General features: G+C 44.9%; 17 protein-coding genes. 12 read left to right on the forward strand and 5 right to left on the reverse strand.

The window, feature by feature from the left end; genetic code table 11:
• Positions 1-337: 337 nt before the first annotated feature.
• The 6 genes from secA (at position 338) to BFP72_RS15390 (ending at position 7,146) form a co-directional block, all read left to right on the forward strand.
• Entirely contained in the window at positions 338-3,703 is a 3,366-nt protein-coding gene (gene secA / locus BFP72_RS15365) for a preprotein translocase subunit SecA (RefSeq protein ID WP_099599983.1), read from the forward strand.
• Positions 3,704-3,727: 24 nt separating this feature from the next.
• Positions 3,728-4,261: an SPOR domain-containing protein gene (locus BFP72_RS15370; RefSeq protein WP_158233432.1), complete on the forward strand. Its 534-nt coding sequence runs from the start codon at positions 3,728-3,730 to the stop codon at positions 4,259-4,261.
• Between the two features lie 132 nt (positions 4,262-4,393).
• Entirely contained in the window at positions 4,394-5,584 is a 1,191-nt protein-coding gene (locus tag BFP72_RS15375) for a M20 family metallopeptidase (RefSeq protein ID WP_099599985.1), read from the forward strand.
• A gap of 123 nt (positions 5,585-5,707) precedes the next feature.
• Entirely contained in the window at positions 5,708-6,070 is a 363-nt protein-coding gene (locus tag BFP72_RS15380) for a hypothetical protein (RefSeq protein ID WP_099599986.1), read from the forward strand.
• Positions 6,063-6,413: a hypothetical protein gene (locus tag BFP72_RS15385; protein ID WP_099599987.1), complete on the forward strand. Its 351-nt coding sequence runs from the start codon at positions 6,063-6,065 to the stop codon at positions 6,411-6,413. The genes BFP72_RS15380 and BFP72_RS15385 overlap by 8 nt, the downstream gene beginning before the upstream one ends.
• Complete coding sequence (locus BFP72_RS15390) at positions 6,382-7,146, forward strand: geranylgeranylglyceryl/heptaprenylglyceryl phosphate synthase (RefSeq protein ID WP_099599988.1); 765 nt, start codon at positions 6,382-6,384, stop codon at positions 7,144-7,146. Before BFP72_RS15385 ends, BFP72_RS15390 begins: the two co-directional genes overlap by 32 nt.
• Here BFP72_RS15390 and BFP72_RS15395 read toward each other — a convergent pair.
• From BFP72_RS15395 to panC, 5 genes are all read right to left on the reverse strand, one after another.
• Complete coding sequence (locus BFP72_RS15395; protein ID WP_099599989.1) at positions 7,129-8,049, reverse strand: AraC family transcriptional regulator; 921 nt, start codon at positions 8,047-8,049, stop codon at positions 7,129-7,131. The two genes, BFP72_RS15390 and BFP72_RS15395, sit on opposite strands and share 18 nt — an antisense overlap.
• Positions 8,050-8,172: 123 nt before the next feature.
• Complete coding sequence (locus BFP72_RS15400) at positions 8,173-9,312, reverse strand: acyl-CoA dehydrogenase (RefSeq protein WP_099599990.1); 1,140 nt, start codon at positions 9,310-9,312, stop codon at positions 8,173-8,175.
• A gap of 139 nt (positions 9,313-9,451) precedes the next feature.
• Positions 9,452-10,141, reverse strand: a complete 690-nt coding sequence (locus BFP72_RS15405; RefSeq protein ID WP_099599991.1) for a zinc metallopeptidase — start codon at positions 10,139-10,141, stop codon at positions 9,452-9,454.
• 30 nt (positions 10,142-10,171) lie between these two features.
• Entirely contained in the window at positions 10,172-11,188 is a 1,017-nt protein-coding gene (locus BFP72_RS15410; RefSeq protein WP_158233433.1) for a lysylphosphatidylglycerol synthase transmembrane domain-containing protein, read from the reverse strand.
• Positions 11,185-12,036, reverse strand: a complete 852-nt coding sequence (gene panC / locus BFP72_RS15415; protein WP_099599993.1) for a pantoate--beta-alanine ligase — start codon at positions 12,034-12,036, stop codon at positions 11,185-11,187. Before panC ends, BFP72_RS15410 begins: the two co-directional genes overlap by 4 nt.
• A 119-nt stretch (positions 12,037-12,155) precedes the next feature.
• Here panC and BFP72_RS15420 point away from each other — a divergent pair, with 119 nt between their 5' ends.
• The 6 genes from BFP72_RS15420 to BFP72_RS19290 all read left to right on the forward strand — a co-directional run bounded on the left by BFP72_RS15420 (position 12,156) and on the right by BFP72_RS19290 (position 19,022).
• On the forward strand, positions 12,156-12,968 hold the full coding sequence (locus tag BFP72_RS15420; RefSeq protein WP_099599994.1) for a glycogen/starch synthase: 813 nt from the start codon (positions 12,156-12,158) through the stop codon (positions 12,966-12,968).
• Entirely contained in the window at positions 12,952-14,307 is a 1,356-nt protein-coding gene (locus BFP72_RS15425) for a DUF4270 family protein (RefSeq protein WP_099599995.1), read from the forward strand. The genes BFP72_RS15420 and BFP72_RS15425 overlap by 17 nt, the downstream gene beginning before the upstream one ends.
• 6 nt (positions 14,308-14,313) lie before the next feature.
• Complete coding sequence (glmS, locus tag BFP72_RS15430; protein ID WP_099599996.1) at positions 14,314-16,152, forward strand: glutamine--fructose-6-phosphate transaminase (isomerizing); 1,839 nt, start codon at positions 14,314-14,316, stop codon at positions 16,150-16,152.
• Positions 16,153-16,858: 706 nt separating this feature from the next.
• Positions 16,859-17,236: a RidA family protein gene (locus BFP72_RS15435; protein ID WP_255397231.1), complete on the forward strand. Its 378-nt coding sequence runs from the start codon at positions 16,859-16,861 to the stop codon at positions 17,234-17,236.
• Positions 17,237-17,307: 71 nt separating this feature from the next.
• Positions 17,308-18,852 (forward strand): glutamate--tRNA ligase, encoded by a 1,545-nt coding sequence (gltX, locus tag BFP72_RS15440; protein WP_099599997.1) that lies wholly within the window; start codon positions 17,308-17,310, stop codon positions 18,850-18,852.
• A complete protein-coding gene (locus BFP72_RS19290; protein WP_185123731.1) occupies positions 18,849-19,022 on the forward strand; it encodes a hypothetical protein in 174 nt (57 codons plus the stop codon). The genes gltX and BFP72_RS19290 overlap by 4 nt, the downstream gene beginning before the upstream one ends.
• Positions 19,023-19,065 lie beyond the last annotated feature (43 nt).

The raw sequence follows: 19,065 nt of genomic DNA on the forward strand, positions 1-19,065 counted from the left end.
TTTGGCAAGGTTTTTACAGCTTCCTTTCATGACGAACAACCTACTACCATTTTTGTCCAAAATCTTCTGGATATAAAACATGAATAGATAGGCTAGAATCAAAAAGAAATTAAATTTACAGCTAGGTATCTTCGAATTTCGTCAAAGCAAATTCGGAATGAATGACACACATTAAAAGTCTGACATTGCCGTTTCGGCAAAAGACTTTTCGATCAAATGGTCGCTACTTCACAATAGCTCCATGATCATGATCACCGTAGAGGGGACCATACTGGTCATTCATTGTTATCAAGTAATTAAAGCTTCTGACCTATGGCTCAGAATTAACTATTAGAATATGTTGAATATATTAACCAAAGGCATTGCAAAAGTATTCGGAACAAAAGCAGACCGGGACCTCAAAGATTTGCTGCCTTATGTGGATCTAATCAATGGTGAATATGCAAAATTGTCTTCCCTCTCTGACGACCAATTGCGCGCAAAAACCCAAGAACTAAGGGATAGAATCAGTACTCATCTCAAAGAGATAGACGACAAGATCAAAACCCACCACCAAACCATCGCTGATGACCCAGAGATGGATATAGACCAAAAAGAAAGTGTATTTGGCAAAATAGACAAACTCACCAAACAACGGGACGAAGAACTGGAGGTTGTACTGCTCCAAATCCTTCCAGAAGCCTTTGCTATCGTCAAAGATACGGCTCGAAGATTGACCGAAAACAAACAGCTGGTGGTGCAAGCCACCATGCAAGACAAAGAATATGCCGCCAAAAAACCGCACGTAGAGATACAAGGTGAGAAAGCCATTTGGCACAACAAATGGGTTGCTTCGGGCGTCAACGTAGAGTGGAACATGATACACTACGACGTACAACTCATCGGCGGTGTAGTGCTCCACCAAGGCAAGATTGCTGAAATGATGACAGGAGAAGGTAAAACCCTAGTCGCGACACTTCCCGCCTTCCTCAACGGACTATCTGGACAAGGGGTACACGTGATCACAGTCAATGATTACCTTGCCAAAAGAGACGCCGAATGGAATGCACCAATATTCGAGTTTCATGGGATTTCGATTGATTGTATCGACAAATACAAAGCCAACTCCCCAGAAAGAAGACAGGCATACAAATGTGACATTGTCTACGGTACCAACAACGAATTTGGGTTTGATTACCTACGGGACAACATGGCACACCACCCAGATGAACTCGTACAAGGCAAACATCACTTCGCCATGGTCGATGAAGTCGATTCTGTTTTGATCGATGACGCCCGTACACCACTCATCATCTCTGGCCCCATCCCCAAAGGAGACGAGCATGAATTTTATGAACTCAAACCACGCATCGCCAAACTCGTCGAAGCGCAACGAAAAGAAGTTGGTCAATACCTCAATGAAGCCAAAAAGAAATTGGCAGCAGGAGATGAGGCAGAAGGCGGTCTAGCCTTATTTAGGGCTTTTAGAGGGCTACCCAAATACAAGCCATTGATTAAATTCCTCAGTGAGACTGGCATCCGCCAAATACTCCAAAAGACTGAGAACATTTATTTGGCAGACAATCAAAAACTAATGCCAGAAGCAGACGAGCCGTTGTATTTCACCATTGATGAAAAAACCAACGGGATCGAGCTAACGGACAAAGGGATAGATTTGATCACTGGATCAGGAGAAGATCCTCACTTCTTTATCCTACCTGACATCGGCATGGAGATTGCCCAGTTGGAAAACAATACTTCCCTCAATGAGTCAGACATGCTTCACCAAAAAGAAGCCCTGATTCGTGATTACTCGGCCAAAGCTCAACGCATCCACTCGGTAAACCAACTGCTCAAAGCCTACACTCTCTTTGAGAAAGATACAGAATACATCGTAGTAGAAGGCAAGGTCATGATTGTCGACGAACAAACAGGCCGTGCCATGGATGGGAGACGATACTCTGACGGGCTACACCAAGCTCTAGAAGCCAAAGAAAATGTAAAAGTGGAAGATGCCACGCAGACCTATGCCACTGTCACCCTGCAGAACTACTTCAGGATGTACCACAAACTTTCTGGTATGACGGGTACGGCAGAGACTGAGGCGGGGGAATTCTGGGAGATCTATAAAATGGACGTGATTGTCATCCCTACAAATCGCCCCATCCAAAGAGACGACAGAGAAGACATGGTATTCAAAACCATGCGAGAAAAATTCAATGCCGTAGCTGACGAAATCGTCAAGCTCACTCAAGCAGGCAGACCTGTACTAGTCGGGACGACATCCGTCGAAATATCTGAGCTAGTCAGTAGAATGCTCAACATGAAAGGGATTCAACATCAAGTCCTCAATGCCAAGCAACACGCGAGGGAAGCAGACGTAGTAGCAGAAGCTGGTAAGCCAGGTACAGTCACCATCGCCACCAATATGGCAGGTCGTGGTACGGACATCAAACTCACCAAGGAGGCCATGGCCGCAGGTGGGCTAGCCATCATTGGTACCGAACGACACGAGTCACGTCGTGTAGATAGACAGCTAAGAGGTCGATCTGGACGTCAAGGAGATGTAGGGTCGTCACAATTTTTTGTTTCACTCGAAGACAACTTGATGCGTCTATTTGGCTCAGAAAGGATCGCCAAAATCATGGATAGACTCGGTCTCGAAGAAGGGGAAGTGATCCAACACAGCATGATCACCAAGTCAATAGAACGAGCACAGAAAAAAGTAGAAGAAAACAATTTTGCATCGAGAAAGCATCTACTCGAATATGATGACGTGATGAACTCACAAAGGGAAGTCATCTACAAACGTCGCAAAAATGCGTTGTTTGGAGAACGTCTCGATCTAGACATCCTCAACATGATGTATGACACATCCGAGGAACTCGCAAGCAATGCCAAAGTTACCAACGACTATGAAAGCTTCAAACTCAATGGGTTGAGTACGTTAGGTCTAGACTCCAAAATCACAGAAGATGAATTCTTGGGCAAAGCCGAAGACAAATTAGGTGAAGAACTCTTCCATGAAGCTCTCTCCAACTACCGAGCAAAAAACAAAACCGTCGCAGAGAAATCAATCCCTGTGATGAAAAACATCCTTGAAACAAGAGGAGCTACCTTCAAGGAAGTTAGGGTTCCTTTTACCGACGGACAAAAGCAAATCGGAGTAGTGGCCAACCTACAAAAAACTGTGGACAGTGAAGGTCGTGAGTTGATCAAACAAATGGAGAAACTCATAGCACTAGCCATCATCGACCAAACCTGGAAAGAGCATCTCAGAGAAATGGATGACCTCAAACAATCAGTAAGAATGGCCGTACACGAGCAAAAAGACCCTCTATTGGTCTACAAGTTCGAGTCATACCAGATGTTCAAGCAATTCATTTCTCGTGTCAATGAGGATACTGTATCCTTCTTGACCAAAGCCGAAATACCAGTCCAGGATCCAGAAGAAGTACAAGAAGCTAGACGCCAACGCGCTGCTCAAAACTATCAGGAAAGCAAAGAAGAAAGTGGTTCGGCATTGAGTGGAGGTAATAGACAGCCCAACGCTAACCGTACAGCACCTGTAGAAAAAACAGCTCCAATCAAATCCGAAAAAGTATACGGCCGAAACGACAAGGTCTCGGTACAATACGCTGATGGAACAGTCAAAAAAGACGTGAAATTCAAAAGTGTAGAAGCAGATGTATTGAGCAACAACTGTGTAGTGATTGAAAACTAATTGATAACAGCTATCTTTAATCCCTTGAAAACGAATCGTCCCATTAACTTCAAAATCGTGTTTCCGATCATCACCATCGCTACGCTACTTCAGTTTTGTGCACCGACTGCTTCTACGAGTACAAGCAACAGTTCGTACAGCGAGGATCTATCGATCTATCGAAATGACTACAGCCGTACAGATTCGATCGACGTGACAGAGACACAAACAATAGAAGAGCCTGTCCTTGTAGCCAGCGCACCAACTCACGACATTCATCAAGATCTCGATAGTGTCACCAACATCATCATTGATTCGCGCAAGGCGATCAACTATGTAGATGGGTTTACGATTCAGATATACTCTGGCAATAGCCGTGAGCAGGCAAACAGCTATAAAAGTCGTGTATACAACCTCCTCGACGATCAAAGCCCCAAGGTAATATACGATCAGCCCAACTACAAAGTCAGAGTAGGCAAGTATTACTCCAAACTGGAGGCAAATCACGACTTCAAAATTCTAAAAGAATCGTTTTCAAGGGCCGTATTGATCCCCGCCAAAATTGAAATTCAAGAGTAATTCAGAATTCCGCTCCTTGCGATTGTCTCATCAAAACAACCTATTCATTGCATTTGATTCAATTTTTTACACATATACCAAAAGAGAAGAATAGCGAAAGCCGAAATTGATTAACTTGCCGAAAATTTCCCTATGGATTTAATCAATAGAATAAAATCGCTTTCTGCGTCATTTCACGAAGACACTGTCGCGAACAGAAGACATTTGCATGCTCATCCAGAGCTATCTTTCCAAGAAACAGAAACTGCAGCATATGTCAAGGCATACCTCGAGAAACTAGGCATCAAACACCGTACTGGCATTGCTGGCAATGGTATCGAAGCGATCATTGAAGGCAAAAATCCAGAAAAGAAAATCACTGCCCTACGTGCAGACATGGACGCTCTCCCTATCAAAGAAGAGAGCTTAAAACCCTACAAATCTAAAAATGAGGGGGTCATGCATGCATGCGGCCATGATGTACACACTTCCTCCTTGATGACCTGTCTACGCATCCTTCACGAACTCAAGGACGAATTTGAAGGAACTATCAAGTTCATCTTTCAACCTGGAGAAGAGCTATTCCCAGGAGGTGCATCTTTGATGATCAAAGATGGGATTCTTAAAAACCCAAAACCCTCCTCTATATTTGGGCAGCACGTCATGCCGCTAATCCCCGTGGGCAAAGTTGGTTTTCGAAAAGGCATGTACATGGCTAGTGCCGATGAGATATACGTAACGGTACGTGGCAAAGGAGGGCATGGCGCACTCCCTGAGTTATGCGTCGACTCAGTATTGATTGCTTCTCACATCATCGTTGCCTTGCAACAGGTCGTGAGCCGTATGGCCAGCCCCAAAACACCAAGTGTCCTGACCTTCGGTAAAGTTGAAGCTAAAGGAGCGACCAACGTGATCCCGACAGAAGTTAAAATCGAAGGCACTTTCCGTACCCTCGATGAGAAATGGAGAAAAGAAGCACACGTTCGAATGAAAAAATTGGCTGAAGGGCTCGCTGAATCTATGGGAGGGTACTGCGACTTCAACATCCAAGTGGGTTACCCTTTCCTCAAAAACGAACCCGAACTCACCGAAAGAGCTAGACAAGCTGCCATTGCTTATCTAGGTGAGGAAAATGTGGTAGACCTGGATGTATGGATGGGAGCAGAGGATTTTGCCTACTATTCTCAAAAAGCTGATGCCTGCTTTTACAGACTCGGTACGCGAAACGAGGACAAAAACATCATCTCCGCCGTACACACACCTACTTTTGATATCGATGAAGATGCACTCAATCTAGGACCTGGCTTGATGGCATGGCTCGCCATCAACGAACTCTCCAGCTAACCGAGACTTTTCTTGCTCTGAAAAACTGTCCATGACGGACAGCTCCGAATATCTCCATCCCAAAACAAGGATGGTTCTATTTCAATTCACTTATATTTATAGCCCAATAAAAGCAACTCACAAGTGATCGATTTATTCAATATCAACAAAATTAAAGACGCCCTATCAGACTACCTCAAAGTCAAAATCGACTTGATCAAGCTCGATATTACTGAGCAACTGTCCAATGTACTCGCTCAGGTCATCGCGTATTTCATCATCATCTTGATCTCGAGCATTGTGATACTCTTTATCAGTTTAGGGTTAGCCTTTCTCATCAACCGTGAGCTCCATAGCGAATACCTAGGCTTTATGGTGGTCGCAGGGTTTTACACAATCTGTCTAGCGGTCGTCTTTACCTTATTGAAATCCGGTAAGCTGAAAAATTTCTTCGAAGGAAAAATGATGGATACTTTCAACCAGAAAGACAAAGCAGAGCATGAATAGCGAGAAGAAAACCAAACTTCGAGAGCAACTCGAACAAGAAGAGCTCAGACTCAAAGAGCAACTTGATCAAGAAACCATTGATCTAGAAATGCAAGTGAGCCAATCCCTCAAAGCGCTCGGCGTAGTAAGCTTAGCCCTAGTCGCTGGATATACTGCATTTCGTCTCATGACTCCTGCCACTCCCAAGGTTGTCAAACCCAAAAAAACACAAAAACTAGGTCTTGTCAGCCAGTCTCTAATCACTGCAGCAGTCGGCAAGTTGATCCCTATCGCCCTAAACAAAATCAATCAGATCACATCGACCCAAAGAGATGAGCATACTGAATCAACTGGAACAAAATAAGAAACTCAACAAAAAGAGCTTGGCCATTTTAATCGATCCAGACAAGGTCGATGACACGGGGGGGCTCATTCAGACGATCAATCTCTGTACAGAAAATCGTGTCGATTACATCTTTGTAGGCGGGAGCCTAATCACCAATGACAACTTCGCAAGAGTCATCTCCATCATCAAAGCAAACAGTGCCATTCCAGTGCTCATCTTTCCGGGCAACAACATTCAGATAGATGCCAATGCAGACGCAATTCTTTTGCTCTCATTGATTTCAGGTAGAAACCCAGATTTTCTCATCGGACAGCACGTCCTAGCTGCCCCAATCCTCAAAAAAAGTCGGTTAGAAATCATTTCTATGGGATACATGCTCGTCAACTCTGGCCCTGCCACCTCTGCAAGCTACATGAGCAACACTACTCCCATCCCGTCTGACAAACCCACGATCGCCGCATGCACGGCTATGGCTGGAGAAATGCTCGGTCTACGGACCATCTATCTCGATGCTGGCAGTGGTGCCCAACAACCCATTCCTCAAAAAATCATATCCAAAGTATCGAGATCTATTGCTGTACCTCTCGTGGTAGGTGGTGGCATCAACTCCATCAGCAGGATCAATTTGGCTTTGGAGGCGGGAGCAGACGTCATTGTCATAGGCAATGCCCTAGAAAAGGACCCGAGCTTCTTGGCTCAGGCTTCAGAAAAAATTCACAGTCTAAATATAGACTTAGACATTCATCAATGACTCTCTTCTCCTCATTTTACCCGCAGGGATACCAAACATCATCTTGAATCGACGGCAAAAATAAGCCGTGTCCTTGAAGCCTACTTCCTTACCAATATCACGGATGCTCTTTTTGGTCGTACGTAGCATATTGACGGCCATCTCCATACGCTGATACTCTATGTAATCCTGTGGATTGATCCCTGTGAGCATTTTAAAATACTGACCTACATAGTCCTCTGACACATTTGCGACATTGGCCAAGGCTTTATTGGACAAGTCATCTTTGAGATTATCCTTGATGTAGGCGAAAATATCGATCAAACGCGGATCCTTGAAATAAGTGGAATTAGTCGCCAACTGCTCAACAAACAAACCTTGATCCAAAATATGACGAATCAATTCCACTACAATATAATCCGTCTCCAGCTTGACCACTCTGGCTTTTCCAGGAGCCGTGGAGTGAATCTCATTGACAATCCCCTTGGCCAAAGAAATCAGTTTATTATTGTTTCGAATAACAAAAGGGGGGATATCCAACGAAGCAAAGAAATTTACCGTATCAAAAACTTTCGCCTCAAAATTGATCATCGTCACATTATCAAACTCAGACTGTGGGTTATATTTCTCACTGTTTTGAAAGTACTTCTCCTTGTTGTTGATAAAATCATCATTGGACAGATTGATTGCATTACCTCCTCCATAGGTCAAAGCGACCATTTTACCACCAGGCACGAACAGAATCTCACTCTCTTGGATCGTCTCTTTATCCTTGCCAAAAGACACTTCTCCCTTATGTACATAGATAAAGACATTCTCTACATCGTAGTAGTTTTCTATCGTTACCGGCTGCAAAATATTAATATTCTTAGCCGATATAAACCTCACTCCTAGCGACTCGATAATTTTATTGTAATCTTCCACTGTGAATTATTTAGGATTAACCTTCGAATATTCGCAAATATTAAACTTTGTATTGTATAAATCTAATATTTTGAAAGAAAAACACAAAAAGAATCAGTCCAAAACTACCCCTACCATATTATATTATTTCAATATCTCACGAGCAATGACGATATTTTGAATCTCAGAAGTACCTTCATAAATCTGGGTGATTTTGGCATCTCTCATCAATCTCTCCACGTGATACTCTTTGACATAGCCATACCCTCCATGTATCTGTACAGCCTCTACCGAACTATCCATAGCAACCTGTGAAGCAAATAGCTTCGCCATGGCCGCTTCTTTGACAAACGGCTCTCCCCGATCTTTTTTCATGGCAGCTTGCAAGACCAGTAAGCGCGCTGCTTCGATCTCTGTTGCCATCTTAGACAACTTGAACTGTATCGCCTGATGGTCCGCTATGGCCTTGCCAAAGGCCTTTCGCTCTTTGGCGTATTTGAGTGACAATTCCAATGCACCCGACGCAATCCCCAGTGCCTGTGACGCAATCCCAATGCGTCCACCGTTCAACACCTGCATCGCAAAACTAAAGCCAAAACCATCGGCTCCAATCCTATTTTCCTTGGGTACTTTGACATCTGTAAACATCAATGAATGCGTATCAGACCCTCGTATACCCAGTTTATTCTCCTTAGGTCCAATACTAAAACCTTCCTGACCTTTTTCCACAATGACGGCATTGATACCTTTATGCTTTTTATCCGCATCGGTTTGCGCCATGACGATATACACCGATGCAGTACTACCATTTGTGATCCAATTTTTTGTCCCATTGAGCAGATAGTAATCCCCCATGTCTACGGCCGTAGTCCGTTGAGAAGTTGCATCGGAACCTGCCTCGGGTTCGGATAGAGCAAATGCCCCGATGATTTCTCCTGAGGCCAGAGGCTTCAAATATTTTTGCTTCTGTGCCTCCGTACCGTATTTTTCCAGCCCCCAGCAGACCAACGAATTGTTGACAGACATCGACACAGAACAAGAGGCATCCACTTTAGAAATCTCTTCCATGGCCAGCACATAGGAAACAGTATCCATTCCCCCGCCTCCATATACTGGATTGACCATCATCCCCATAAAACCCAACTCCCCCATCATTCGAATTTGGTCTTTGGGAAAGCGCTGATGCTCATCTCTGTCAATGACTCCAGGCAATAATTCGTTTTGAGCAAATTCTCTTGCAGCCTCACGAACTGCCAATTGCTCTTCAGTATATTCAAAGTCCATGCTTATCGTCTTTAAATGTTGAGTAGTGAAAATAAGACAAAGTAGCAATATATTTAGTATGCACGCATACTTTTCTACTTATCATGCACAAAAAAAGGGCTCAATAACTCAAGCCCTTTTTAATTTTTTCTTGCCTCAATCAATCACGGCTACCACCCATAAACAGCATCACAAAGTAAAGCAACTGAGTAATCGCCGATATCGCCGCTACCACATATGTCATGGCTGCCCAGTGCAAGGCATCCTTGGCCATGGCATGTTCTTGGCTCGTCACGATACCTCTTTGGTCAATCCAAGCCAACGCACGCTTGCTTGCATCAAACTCTACAGGCAAAGTCACCAAAGCAAACAAAGTAATGACTGCTTGTGCAGCTACGATGACCAAAAATATCGTCTGCATATTCATCGCATAGACCATCCCCCCAAACAAAAACATTCCAATCATCAAGAAGTTGAGTACCCGTGCACTCACGTTTTGGATAGGAACCATCGCCGAGCGAAACCTCAAAAAACTATAAGCCGTCGCGTGCTGTACAGCATGACCACACTCATGAGCAGCAACCGCAGCTGCTGCAGCACTCCTCCCCCCATATACTTCTGGGCTCAAGTTGACCGTCTTGTTGGCCGGATTGTAGTGATCTGTGAGCTGTCCCTGCACCGACACGACTTTCACATCATATATCCCATTGTCTCGAAGCATAAGCTCCGCTATTTCTCGTCCAGACAAGCCTGATTGCAAACCGACTTGAGCGTACTTCTTGAATTTGCTCTTCAAACGATTGCTGACCAAAAAACCAACAATCATGAATACTATCAATATTATCAACATACGTTCTTTTGTTAATTTATACTGTTTTGTTTACGAATTTGTGGTAGACTCTGTTTTGTTTTCCCTTCGGATAAATAAGCTCCCCAGCATACTCGCACCACCCACGACCACAATCATGAGCATCTGTGACGTATGCAGCATCGTAGCAAAAAACAATCCCGTCGTTGCTCCTACACCATAGATCACCAATACACCACTCACCAAGGCATGATAAGCCCCGATTCCACCTTGAACCGGCATAGCCATCGACACCCCAGCTGCCGCCAAAATAGAAAGCCCTGCACCCACAGTCAACTCGGAGGTCTCCGTCATGGAAAAGAAAATCACATAACTCATCAAATAATACAACACCCAAATCCCAATCGTACTGAGGACATAGCCCGTTGGACTTTGAACCTTGCGAATAGACCCTAGGCCATCTACTATCTCAAGTAATTTCTCTTTGACCTTGTTCAAGGTTGGGTTCTTGAATTCGTACTTGAGCACATATCTCAGGCCCAATACACCGACAATCCCACCCACAACCAGCAAGCCGATCCCTGCAAATATCAAAGTCCTGTTCGCTAGCCAATCTTCCATTTTCACTGAAGTGACAAAATACTCGAAGATCTTATCAAACTCCAGCACAAAATCCAACGCAATGAGACTCAGCAAAATCAAAAAATCAATCACCCGCTCCGTAATGACCGAACCTATCCCAACACTAATTGGCACCCCATCAATCCGTTTGAGAACTCCACAGCGTGTCACCTCTCCCAACCTCGGAAACACCAAGTTGGCTAGATAACCAGACATCAATGCCAAAAAAGTACGCCCTATGGACAGCTCATAGCCCAAAGGCTGCAAAGTCAAGTTCCAGCGATAGGACCTCAACAAATGGCTAACGATAGAAAGAAGTACCGACAACCCAATCCACCAATAATTGATATCATCCAGTTTGTCCGCAAACTCCGCAAAGGATATGTTTCTAAAAACAAAGTAAAAAAGCAGTGCAGCAAGGATGAGCGACACGCAAAATTTAAGTACCGTTGAGATTTTCAATTTCAAGACGTTAGGTATAGGTTATCAATTATTCGCACCCCACTCACGTAGGCCGCTGCACACAACGACACATCACATCCTGCATCTAGGGCTGTGACTTGCCTCATTGTATCAGACTCCACTGCCTCCATGTATTCCAACTCCACATTGTCGAGATCTTTTAATCTATCCACTGCACCACGAATCGCCTCAGTGATAGACTGTCCCTCAAGCACGTTGGCCTTCAATTGCTCCATAGACTGGTAGAGCTGCGCCGCAACATCTCGCTCTTGAGGTGTCAAGCGCAAATTCCTAGAACTCATGGCTAGGCCATTGGTTTCTCGCATGATAGGTACTGCCACAATCTCCACTGGAAAATTCAAGTCAAACGTCAGCTTCTTAATCACTGCCAACTGTTGCAAATCCTTTTGTCCAAAATAGGCACGATCAGGCTGAACGATATTGAAAAGCTTTGAGACTACTACACCTACCCCTGAGAAATGTCCCGGACGAAACGCTCCCTCCAGTACTTTTTCCAGATGCCCAAAACTCATATTGAGCTGACTTGACTTGTCCCTATACATCTCCTCTGGGGTCGGCATAAAGACAAAATCACACCCTCCTAAGCGCAGCTGTTCGAGATCCTCTTCCTCCCTTCTCGGATATTTTTCCAGATCTTCTGGGTTATTGAACTGAATAGGGTTCACAAAAATACTAGCTACAGACACGTCATTCTGCGCTACACTCTGGCTCAACAGGCTCAGATGCCCTGGATGCAAAGCCCCCATCGTGGGCACTAGGCCGACAGACTTGCCTTCTTGTCTCAATACTTTGAGCGCTGCACGCAACTCTGCTATACCGTGAAATACCTTCATAAGAGATGATCTAACTAAGCAGCCTTTTGATGTTAAAAGGCATTATAGTTGAAAATGATCCAAAAATAGTGTAATTTTGTGGTCATTTTGAAACAATAACGTACTAAAAATAAAGGTTTATGTCACAGTATAAGATACTCTATGTTGCCAATGAAATAAACCCATTTTTACAGACCACAGAGGTGGCTGATTTTGTGAGAGCCTTGCCCCAGGCCATGCAGGAAAGAGGAATGGAAATTAGAATCTTGGTCCCAAGATTCGGATTAATCAACGAAAGAAAGAACAGACTACACGAAGTGGTGCGACTTTCTGGAATCAACATTGCAGTAGGTGACGAAGAAAAGCCTCTAATCATAAAGGTTGCCTCCATCCCTAACGCCAAGTTACAAGTCTACTTCATTGACAATGAAGACTACTTCCATAGAAAGTCTGTATTCTTTGACAAAGAAGAGAAGTTTCATGAAGACAACGACGAAAGAGCTATCTTCTTTTGCAAAGGCGTATTGGAAACCGTCAAAAAACTAGGGTGGGCTCCAGACATCGTACACTGCAATGACTGGATGACTAGCTTCATTCCTCTCTATTTGAAAACGACGTACAAAAACGATCCGATTTTCAAAAATGCCAAGTCGATCTACAACATCTACGGCAATTCCTTTGATCACAAGTTTGAAGGCAATTTGATCAACAAAGCCATGATGATGGACATAGACGAAAGTATGCTAGACCATCTCCGCACCGCAGATTTCGAAGGATTCGTCAAACTCGGCATGGAGTATGCTGATGCTGTCATCAAGTCCAAAGAAGAAGCGGGTGACATCATTGACAATTTGATCAGCGCCGCGCCGAAGGACAAAAAGGTGGAAACCATTCAAAAAGACGACAACTACTTAGATTCGTACTATAACTTATATAATGAACTTGTTGGATAAAAACTGGTTAGGGTTGTTGATATTCACAACCCTCATCATTTTTTCGTGTGAAGACCCTAGTGAAGTTGGACTTGGGCTAGATCCTGATGGATTAGGTTCTGGGGTGTATTATGAGGAAATCATACTCCCGGCAGAAAACGTATGGATCGATAGTTTGAGAACAAACAATAGCTCAAGGTTATTTGTGGGACGCATAGAAGACCCTATCTTCGGTACGACTACTGCGGCTACTTACAATCAGCTCTCCTCTACCTCTCTCGTATCAAGCAAAACAGACGAGCAGGAATATGTTATTGATTCGGCAGTACTGACGCTTGGCTATGACTACATTCATACCAAAGGCGCCATAGCTCCTCAGACTATTCGTCTCCAAGAGCTCGACGATCAGATCTTCTCAGGGGTATACTATCTCTCGCACTTTGACACTCCGCTCAAACCCTACGACGCAGATAATGTCTTCACATTTACCCCACGGTCGGACTCCGTCGATCAAGGCATCGCTGACACGGTCAAGTTCTATCTCAACGATATCTGGGCTGAAACCTTGTTTGACATAGCAACACAGTCCAATCGCACGGAACTTTTGACGCAGACATTCAAAGGCATCGCCCTCACTCCAGATGACAACAACAACCTGATTGTAGGGTTTACTCCTGCCGGGTACACCAATATCAGCGTACACTATCATATCCTAGGCAAGGACATCAACCAAGCCGACTCCATCGTGTCGGACAGTCTATCCGTGGCCTATTCATTATCTGCTTCGAATGCCAAATACAGCAAATTCACCACGGACCGAACCGGCAGTTTGATTGGTGGCAGTATCAAAAACAACTTGGAGAACTTTGAGGTTGGAAACGGCTTCATCTACCTCAACTCCGCCACTGGGATCTATCCAAAAATCGACATGACTCCTTTTTTGGATTTTCTCAACGACGATGAAAATGATTTGATCCAAATCAACAACCTAGAGTTTCAGTTCAGTACCTCCAACGACACCAGTATCTACAATCGAAAAATGTTCAATACCAGACTGTTTTTCGCTGGAGACTCTAGTCAAATCAATGTGGATGGGCTATATGATTTGGACATTCTAAAAACGGTCGTACTCAATGACATTGGTTATCTGACTGGCTCACAAGACATGCTCGTCATGCCCATCGACTCAGCCACTCAATCCTATCGAGGTGGGGCAACTTTTTTTGGACAACAAGTTGAAAACGGAAACGTAAACCCATATAAACTGGTCGTGATGCCATCCCTGCTGACATCATTCAATCAAACCATCCTCCCGCAAGATGGATTCAAACTAAGAATATTTTACTCCAAACCGAATTAAGGCTTTATGTGTGGAATCGTTGCTTACCTAGGCAATCAACAGGCTTTCCCTTTGATCATCAAGGGACTCAAAAGATTGGAATACCGAGGCTATGACAGTACAGGTATATCTATACACCAAGACAGTCAGCTTCAAATCTACAAGAAAGTAGGCAAGGTGTCTGAACTCGAAAAGGCCGTCAAGGGCCAGGCACTCCAAAGCACTATCGGCATTGGCCACACGCGTTGGGCGACACACGGCGAGCCCAATGACGTCAACGCACACCCGCATTTCTCACATGACAAAAGCCTCTCTATCATCCACAACGGAATCATAGAAAACTACAGTGCCCTCAAAAAAGAACTAGAGATCAAAGGATACTCCTTCGTCAGTGAAACAGACACAGAGGTCTTGATCACTTTCATAGAAGATATCAAGACACAAAACAAGATATCTCTCGAAGCAGCCGTACGTCAGGCACTCTGCACCATCGAAGGAGCCTACGCCATCGTGATCATGGATCGGGACAACCCTGATCAATTGATCGCAGCCCGAAAAGGTAGCCCCATGGTCTTGGGTGTCGGAGATCACGAATACTTCGTCGCATCGGACGCCACTCCAATCATAGAATACACCGATGAGGTAGTCTATCTCAACGACCAAGAAATCGCCGTAATCAACAGAGACGGTTTCAAAATCACCACCATCGAAAATGAAGAGCTCGATCCTTACATCCAAAAAGTAGAACTCGAACTAGACGAAATAGAAAAAGGTGGGTACGAGCATTTCATGCTCAAAGAAATATTTGAGCAGCCCAACTCCATTGCTGACAGTATGCGAGGCAGACTGGATGCCAAAACCGGAAAAATTACTCTAGGGGGTATTCGAGAGTATGCAGACGCACTGGCGGAGGCCAAGCGAATCATCATCATCGCCTGTGGAACGAGTTGGCACTCAGGTCTGGTAGCAGAGTACTTGTTCGAAGAGTTTTGCCGCATCCCTGTCGAAGTAGAGTACGCCTCTGAATTCAGGTACAGAAACCCCGTCATCAACAAGGGTGATGTAGTCATAGCGATCTCCCAATCTGGCGAGACAGCCGACACCTTAGCAGCCATCGAACTCGCCAAATCTAAAGGTGCCATCATACTAGGGGTGGTCAATGTAGTGGGCTCGTCTATTTCACGTGCCTCTCACGAAGGTGCATACTTACATACTGGACCAGAAATCGGTGTAGCTAGCACCAAGGCATTTACGGGGCAACTATCTGTCCTAACAATGATCGTCCTCTCCATCGCCAAACGAAAGAGTACCATCACGGATAGCCGCTTCAAAGAGTTGTTGTCCGATTTTGCACAAATCCCAGAGAAAATCAAAAGAGTACTGGCCAGCAATGACAAGATCGAACACATTTCGAGCTTGTTCAAAGATGCATCCAACTTCCTCTATCTCGGTAGAGGGTATAACTTCCCTGTGGCACTAGAAGGAGCCCTGAAACTCAAAGAAATCTCCTACATCCATGCCGAAGGGTACCCTGCAGCAGAGATGAAACATGGCCCAATTGCCTTGATTGACGAGCAAATGCCCGTCGTAGTGATCGCCACCCGAGACAGTTCGTACGACAAAATCGTGTCCAACATCCAAGAAGTCAAAGCTCGCAAAGGAGTCGTCATCGCAGTAGTCACAGAAGGGGATGTATTGATCCCTAAGATGGCGGATTACGTGATCGAAGTACCACAATGCGACGAAGCATTGATGCCGCTGATTTCCGTAATCCCATTACAGCTCTTAAGCTACCACATTGCTATCATGCGAGGCTGCAATGTCGATCAACCTAGAAACCTGGCTAAATCTGTGACGGTGGAGTAACATGTATCACAGCTGACGCACAAGCCTCACCACCAGATCCTAAGTACGACAAAAAACGATCTCTCCTTTAGCTAGATCGTTTTAGACTGTATGAGACACCATTACTTTTACCTTATGCGTCTAGTGTCGCCTTACTACTGTCGGAGATAGTGGACTTTTCTTAGCGTGCAGGTTTTTGATCAATTTCTGAAGCCACAGACTCGGCCGAAACTTGATTCTTGCACCTTTGATATTGACTGGATGTAACTCCTTCAAGATATATATATCATTGAAACGTAGCATAAAGGAGAAAGTGACCAAATTGATCGGTCTTACTTTTCGGGTGGATTTCCATTATCTCTATACATGTCTCCTACCACTGCTGTGTAGTTGAGATTAGCACTTTGCTGATGAGGTCAGCCAATTCGTCAAAGCTCATATCATTGCCAATGTTAATTCTGGCTTAAAGCTTTTGGGTGAGCATAAGGTCCGTAGGATGGGCATGCTCCGTCATTTAGGGCGAAATTTTCAGTCATCAAATAAGCCTACATCAGTGCTCCGATCAACTTTTTGGCGCTATTCAGTACCTTAGCCTGCTGTACTCTCAAAGCTCCATGCCACAACTAATGGTCAATACCCAAGAATGAGTAGTCACTGACAGTCCCAATTTTCACAGTATCTCGCCCCATATGGCACAATGCATTTCAGTTTGTTTTACATTTGGATCATGCATCAAGTCATCTATACCCCCAACGCACCAGAGCCAATTGGCCCATATAGCCAAGCTACTCTAGCTGGCAACACACTCTATGTATCCGGTCAGATCCCAATAGATCCCGCTAGCGGAGAGCTGGTCATGACCAGCATCGAGGCAGAGACTGCACAAGTCATGAAAAACCTAGAAGCCATCCTCACAGCCGCAGGCACTACATTTGCGCATGTGGTGAAGTGTTCCATATTCGTCAGTGACATGAACAACTTCGCCCAAGTGAATGAAATCTACGGAAAGTCCTTCGTATCCAACCCTCCTGCGCGTGAAACCGTAGAGGTAAGCTGCCTACCCAAGCATGTCAATGTAGAAATTTCTTGCATTGCAATCGTATAACCTTGCATAAAATATCGATTTTTGCACCTGCCGGATTTAGTCCGGTTTTTTTTACGAAATAATCAATTCCAATGAGTCAAGAAGTAAGAGTACGTTTCGCCCCTAGCCCGACAGGGGTATTGCATATTGGTGGAGTCCGAACCGCCCTATACAACTACCTATTTGCCAAGAAAAACAACGGTAAATTTCTACTCAGAATAGAAGATACAGACCAATCGAGGTTCGTGCCTGGAGCCGAGCAATACATCAAAGATTCGCTCGCTTGGTGCGGCATCACCCCTGACGAAGGTCCAGACCAGGGCGGAGATTTTGGCCCCTACACACAGTCTCAAAGAAAAGACCTCTACAAGCAATATGTGGACCAACTGCTCGAACAGGGCAAGGCCTACTATGCCTTTGACACACCTGAAGAGCTCGATGAAATGAGAGAGACACTCAAGGCCGCCAAGGCACACTCGCTCAACTACAATTCGATCTCTCGAAACACCATGAAAAACTCCTTGACTCTCTCAGAAGAAGAAGTCAGAGCAAAATTGGACGCGGGAGATCCCTACGTGATCCGTGTCAAAGTGCCCGCCAAAGAGGACATTCGTCTCCAAGACATGGTCCGCGGCTGGGTCAATGTACATACCTCTACCATGGACGACAAGGTCCTCATGAAATCAGACGGAATGCCAACCTACCACTTGGCCAATGTAGTAGATGATCACTTGATGAAAATCACCCACGTGATCCGTGGAGAAGAGTGGCTCCCTTCTGCTCCACTGCATGTCTTGCTGTATCAGTATTTGGGCTGGGAAGATGAGGTGCCCGAGTTTGCTCACCTTCCACTATTGCTCAAGCCTGACGGCAATGGCAAACTCAGCAAGCGTGATGCAGAGAAGCATGGCTTCCCGATCTTCCCTCTCGCCTGGCAAGGGGAAGGCGAAGATGCAGAACTCAAGGGCTTCAGAGAAGAAGGCTACCTAGCCGATGCCTTTGTCAACTTCTTGGCATTTTTGGGTTGGAACCCAGGAACAGAAGAAGAAATATTCAGCCTATCGCAACTCATTGAAACTTTCACCATCGAGCGAATCAACAAGTCCGGTGCGAAATTTGACATTCAGAAAGCCATCTGGTTCAACCAACAATATATCCGTGCAACCTCTCCTGCGCTACTGGGTCAATCACTCATCGAGCAAGTCAAGAGTGAGGGCATGACCTGCGACGAAAACAAGGCGACAGCTATCGCATCGCTCCTGCAAGAACGCATCGATTTCGTCCCTGAGCTATGGAGCAAAGGACAGTATTTTTTCGCCATGCCTACAGAGTATGACCAAAAGGTGGTCCGAAAGAAATGGAAAGAAACGGCACAGGCAGTCTTGCCACAGCTCGCAGACCAGTTGCACGAGACGTCGGTGACGGGAGCCGAAGAGATCCAAGCGATCTTCGAAAAAGTACTGGAAGCCAACGACACCAAGGCTGGCATGGTCTTGCAAATCCTACGTGTAGCAGTGACGGGCGAAGCAGGGGGGCCTGATTTGATGAAAATCATGGAAGTCCTAGGAACAAAAGAAGTAGCAGAGCGTATAAAATCAGCAGTAAGCACTTTCGCTACGATGACTTCTGACTCATGACCCAAAAAAAAGTCCCTCAGTCCAAAGTGAACCCAAAACTAGATGGGTTCGAGCTCGAAATCAATAGTTTCGGGGAGATCGTATCTTCTCTAGACATAGACAAGGTCAATCGATTTTTGGACGAGCATGTCGAAGACAAAAAACTCAAGGGGAGAAACGACAAGAAGTGATTTCACCTCTCCTCTACTCCTAAAATCACTCAAAGTCTTGTCA

The organism is Reichenbachiella sp. 5M10, assembly GCF_002742335.1.
In the GTDB taxonomy this organism is placed as follows: Bacteria; Bacteroidota; Bacteroidia; order Cytophagales; family Cyclobacteriaceae; genus Reichenbachiella.

What these genes read in the sequence shown, in the direction of transcription:
- secA (WP_099599983.1), top strand. Translation starts at nt 338, where the DNA reads ATGTTGAATATATTAACCAAAGGCATTGCAAAAGTATTCGGAACAAAA.
- BFP72_RS15375 (WP_099599985.1), top strand. Translation starts at nt 4,394, where the DNA reads ATGGATTTAATCAATAGAATAAAATCGCTTTCTGCGTCATTTCACGAA.
- BFP72_RS15385 (WP_099599987.1), top strand. Translation starts at nt 6,063, where the DNA reads ATGAATAGCGAGAAGAAAACCAAACTTCGAGAGCAACTCGAACAAGAA.
- BFP72_RS15390 (WP_099599988.1), top strand. Translation starts at nt 6,382, where the DNA reads ATGAGCATACTGAATCAACTGGAACAAAATAAGAAACTCAACAAAAAG.
- BFP72_RS15400 (WP_099599990.1), bottom strand. Translation starts at nt 9,312, where the DNA reads ATGGACTTTGAATATACTGAAGAGCAATTGGCAGTTCGTGAGGCTGCA.
- BFP72_RS15405 (WP_099599991.1), bottom strand. Translation starts at nt 10,141, where the DNA reads ATGTTGATAATATTGATAGTATTCATGATTGTTGGTTTTTTGGTCAGC.
- panC (WP_099599993.1), bottom strand. Translation starts at nt 12,036, where the DNA reads ATGAAGGTATTTCACGGTATAGCAGAGTTGCGTGCAGCGCTCAAAGTA.
- BFP72_RS15420 (WP_099599994.1), top strand. Translation starts at nt 12,156, where the DNA reads ATGTCACAGTATAAGATACTCTATGTTGCCAATGAAATAAACCCATTT.
- BFP72_RS15425 (WP_099599995.1), top strand. Translation starts at nt 12,952, where the DNA reads ATGAACTTGTTGGATAAAAACTGGTTAGGGTTGTTGATATTCACAACC.
- glmS (WP_099599996.1), top strand. Translation starts at nt 14,314, where the DNA reads ATGTGTGGAATCGTTGCTTACCTAGGCAATCAACAGGCTTTCCCTTTG.
- BFP72_RS15435 (WP_255397231.1), top strand. Translation starts at nt 16,859, where the DNA reads ATGCATCAAGTCATCTATACCCCCAACGCACCAGAGCCAATTGGCCCA.
- gltX (WP_099599997.1), top strand. Translation starts at nt 17,308, where the DNA reads ATGAGTCAAGAAGTAAGAGTACGTTTCGCCCCTAGCCCGACAGGGGTA.
- BFP72_RS19290 (WP_185123731.1), top strand. Translation starts at nt 18,849, where the DNA reads ATGACCCAAAAAAAAGTCCCTCAGTCCAAAGTGAACCCAAAACTAGAT.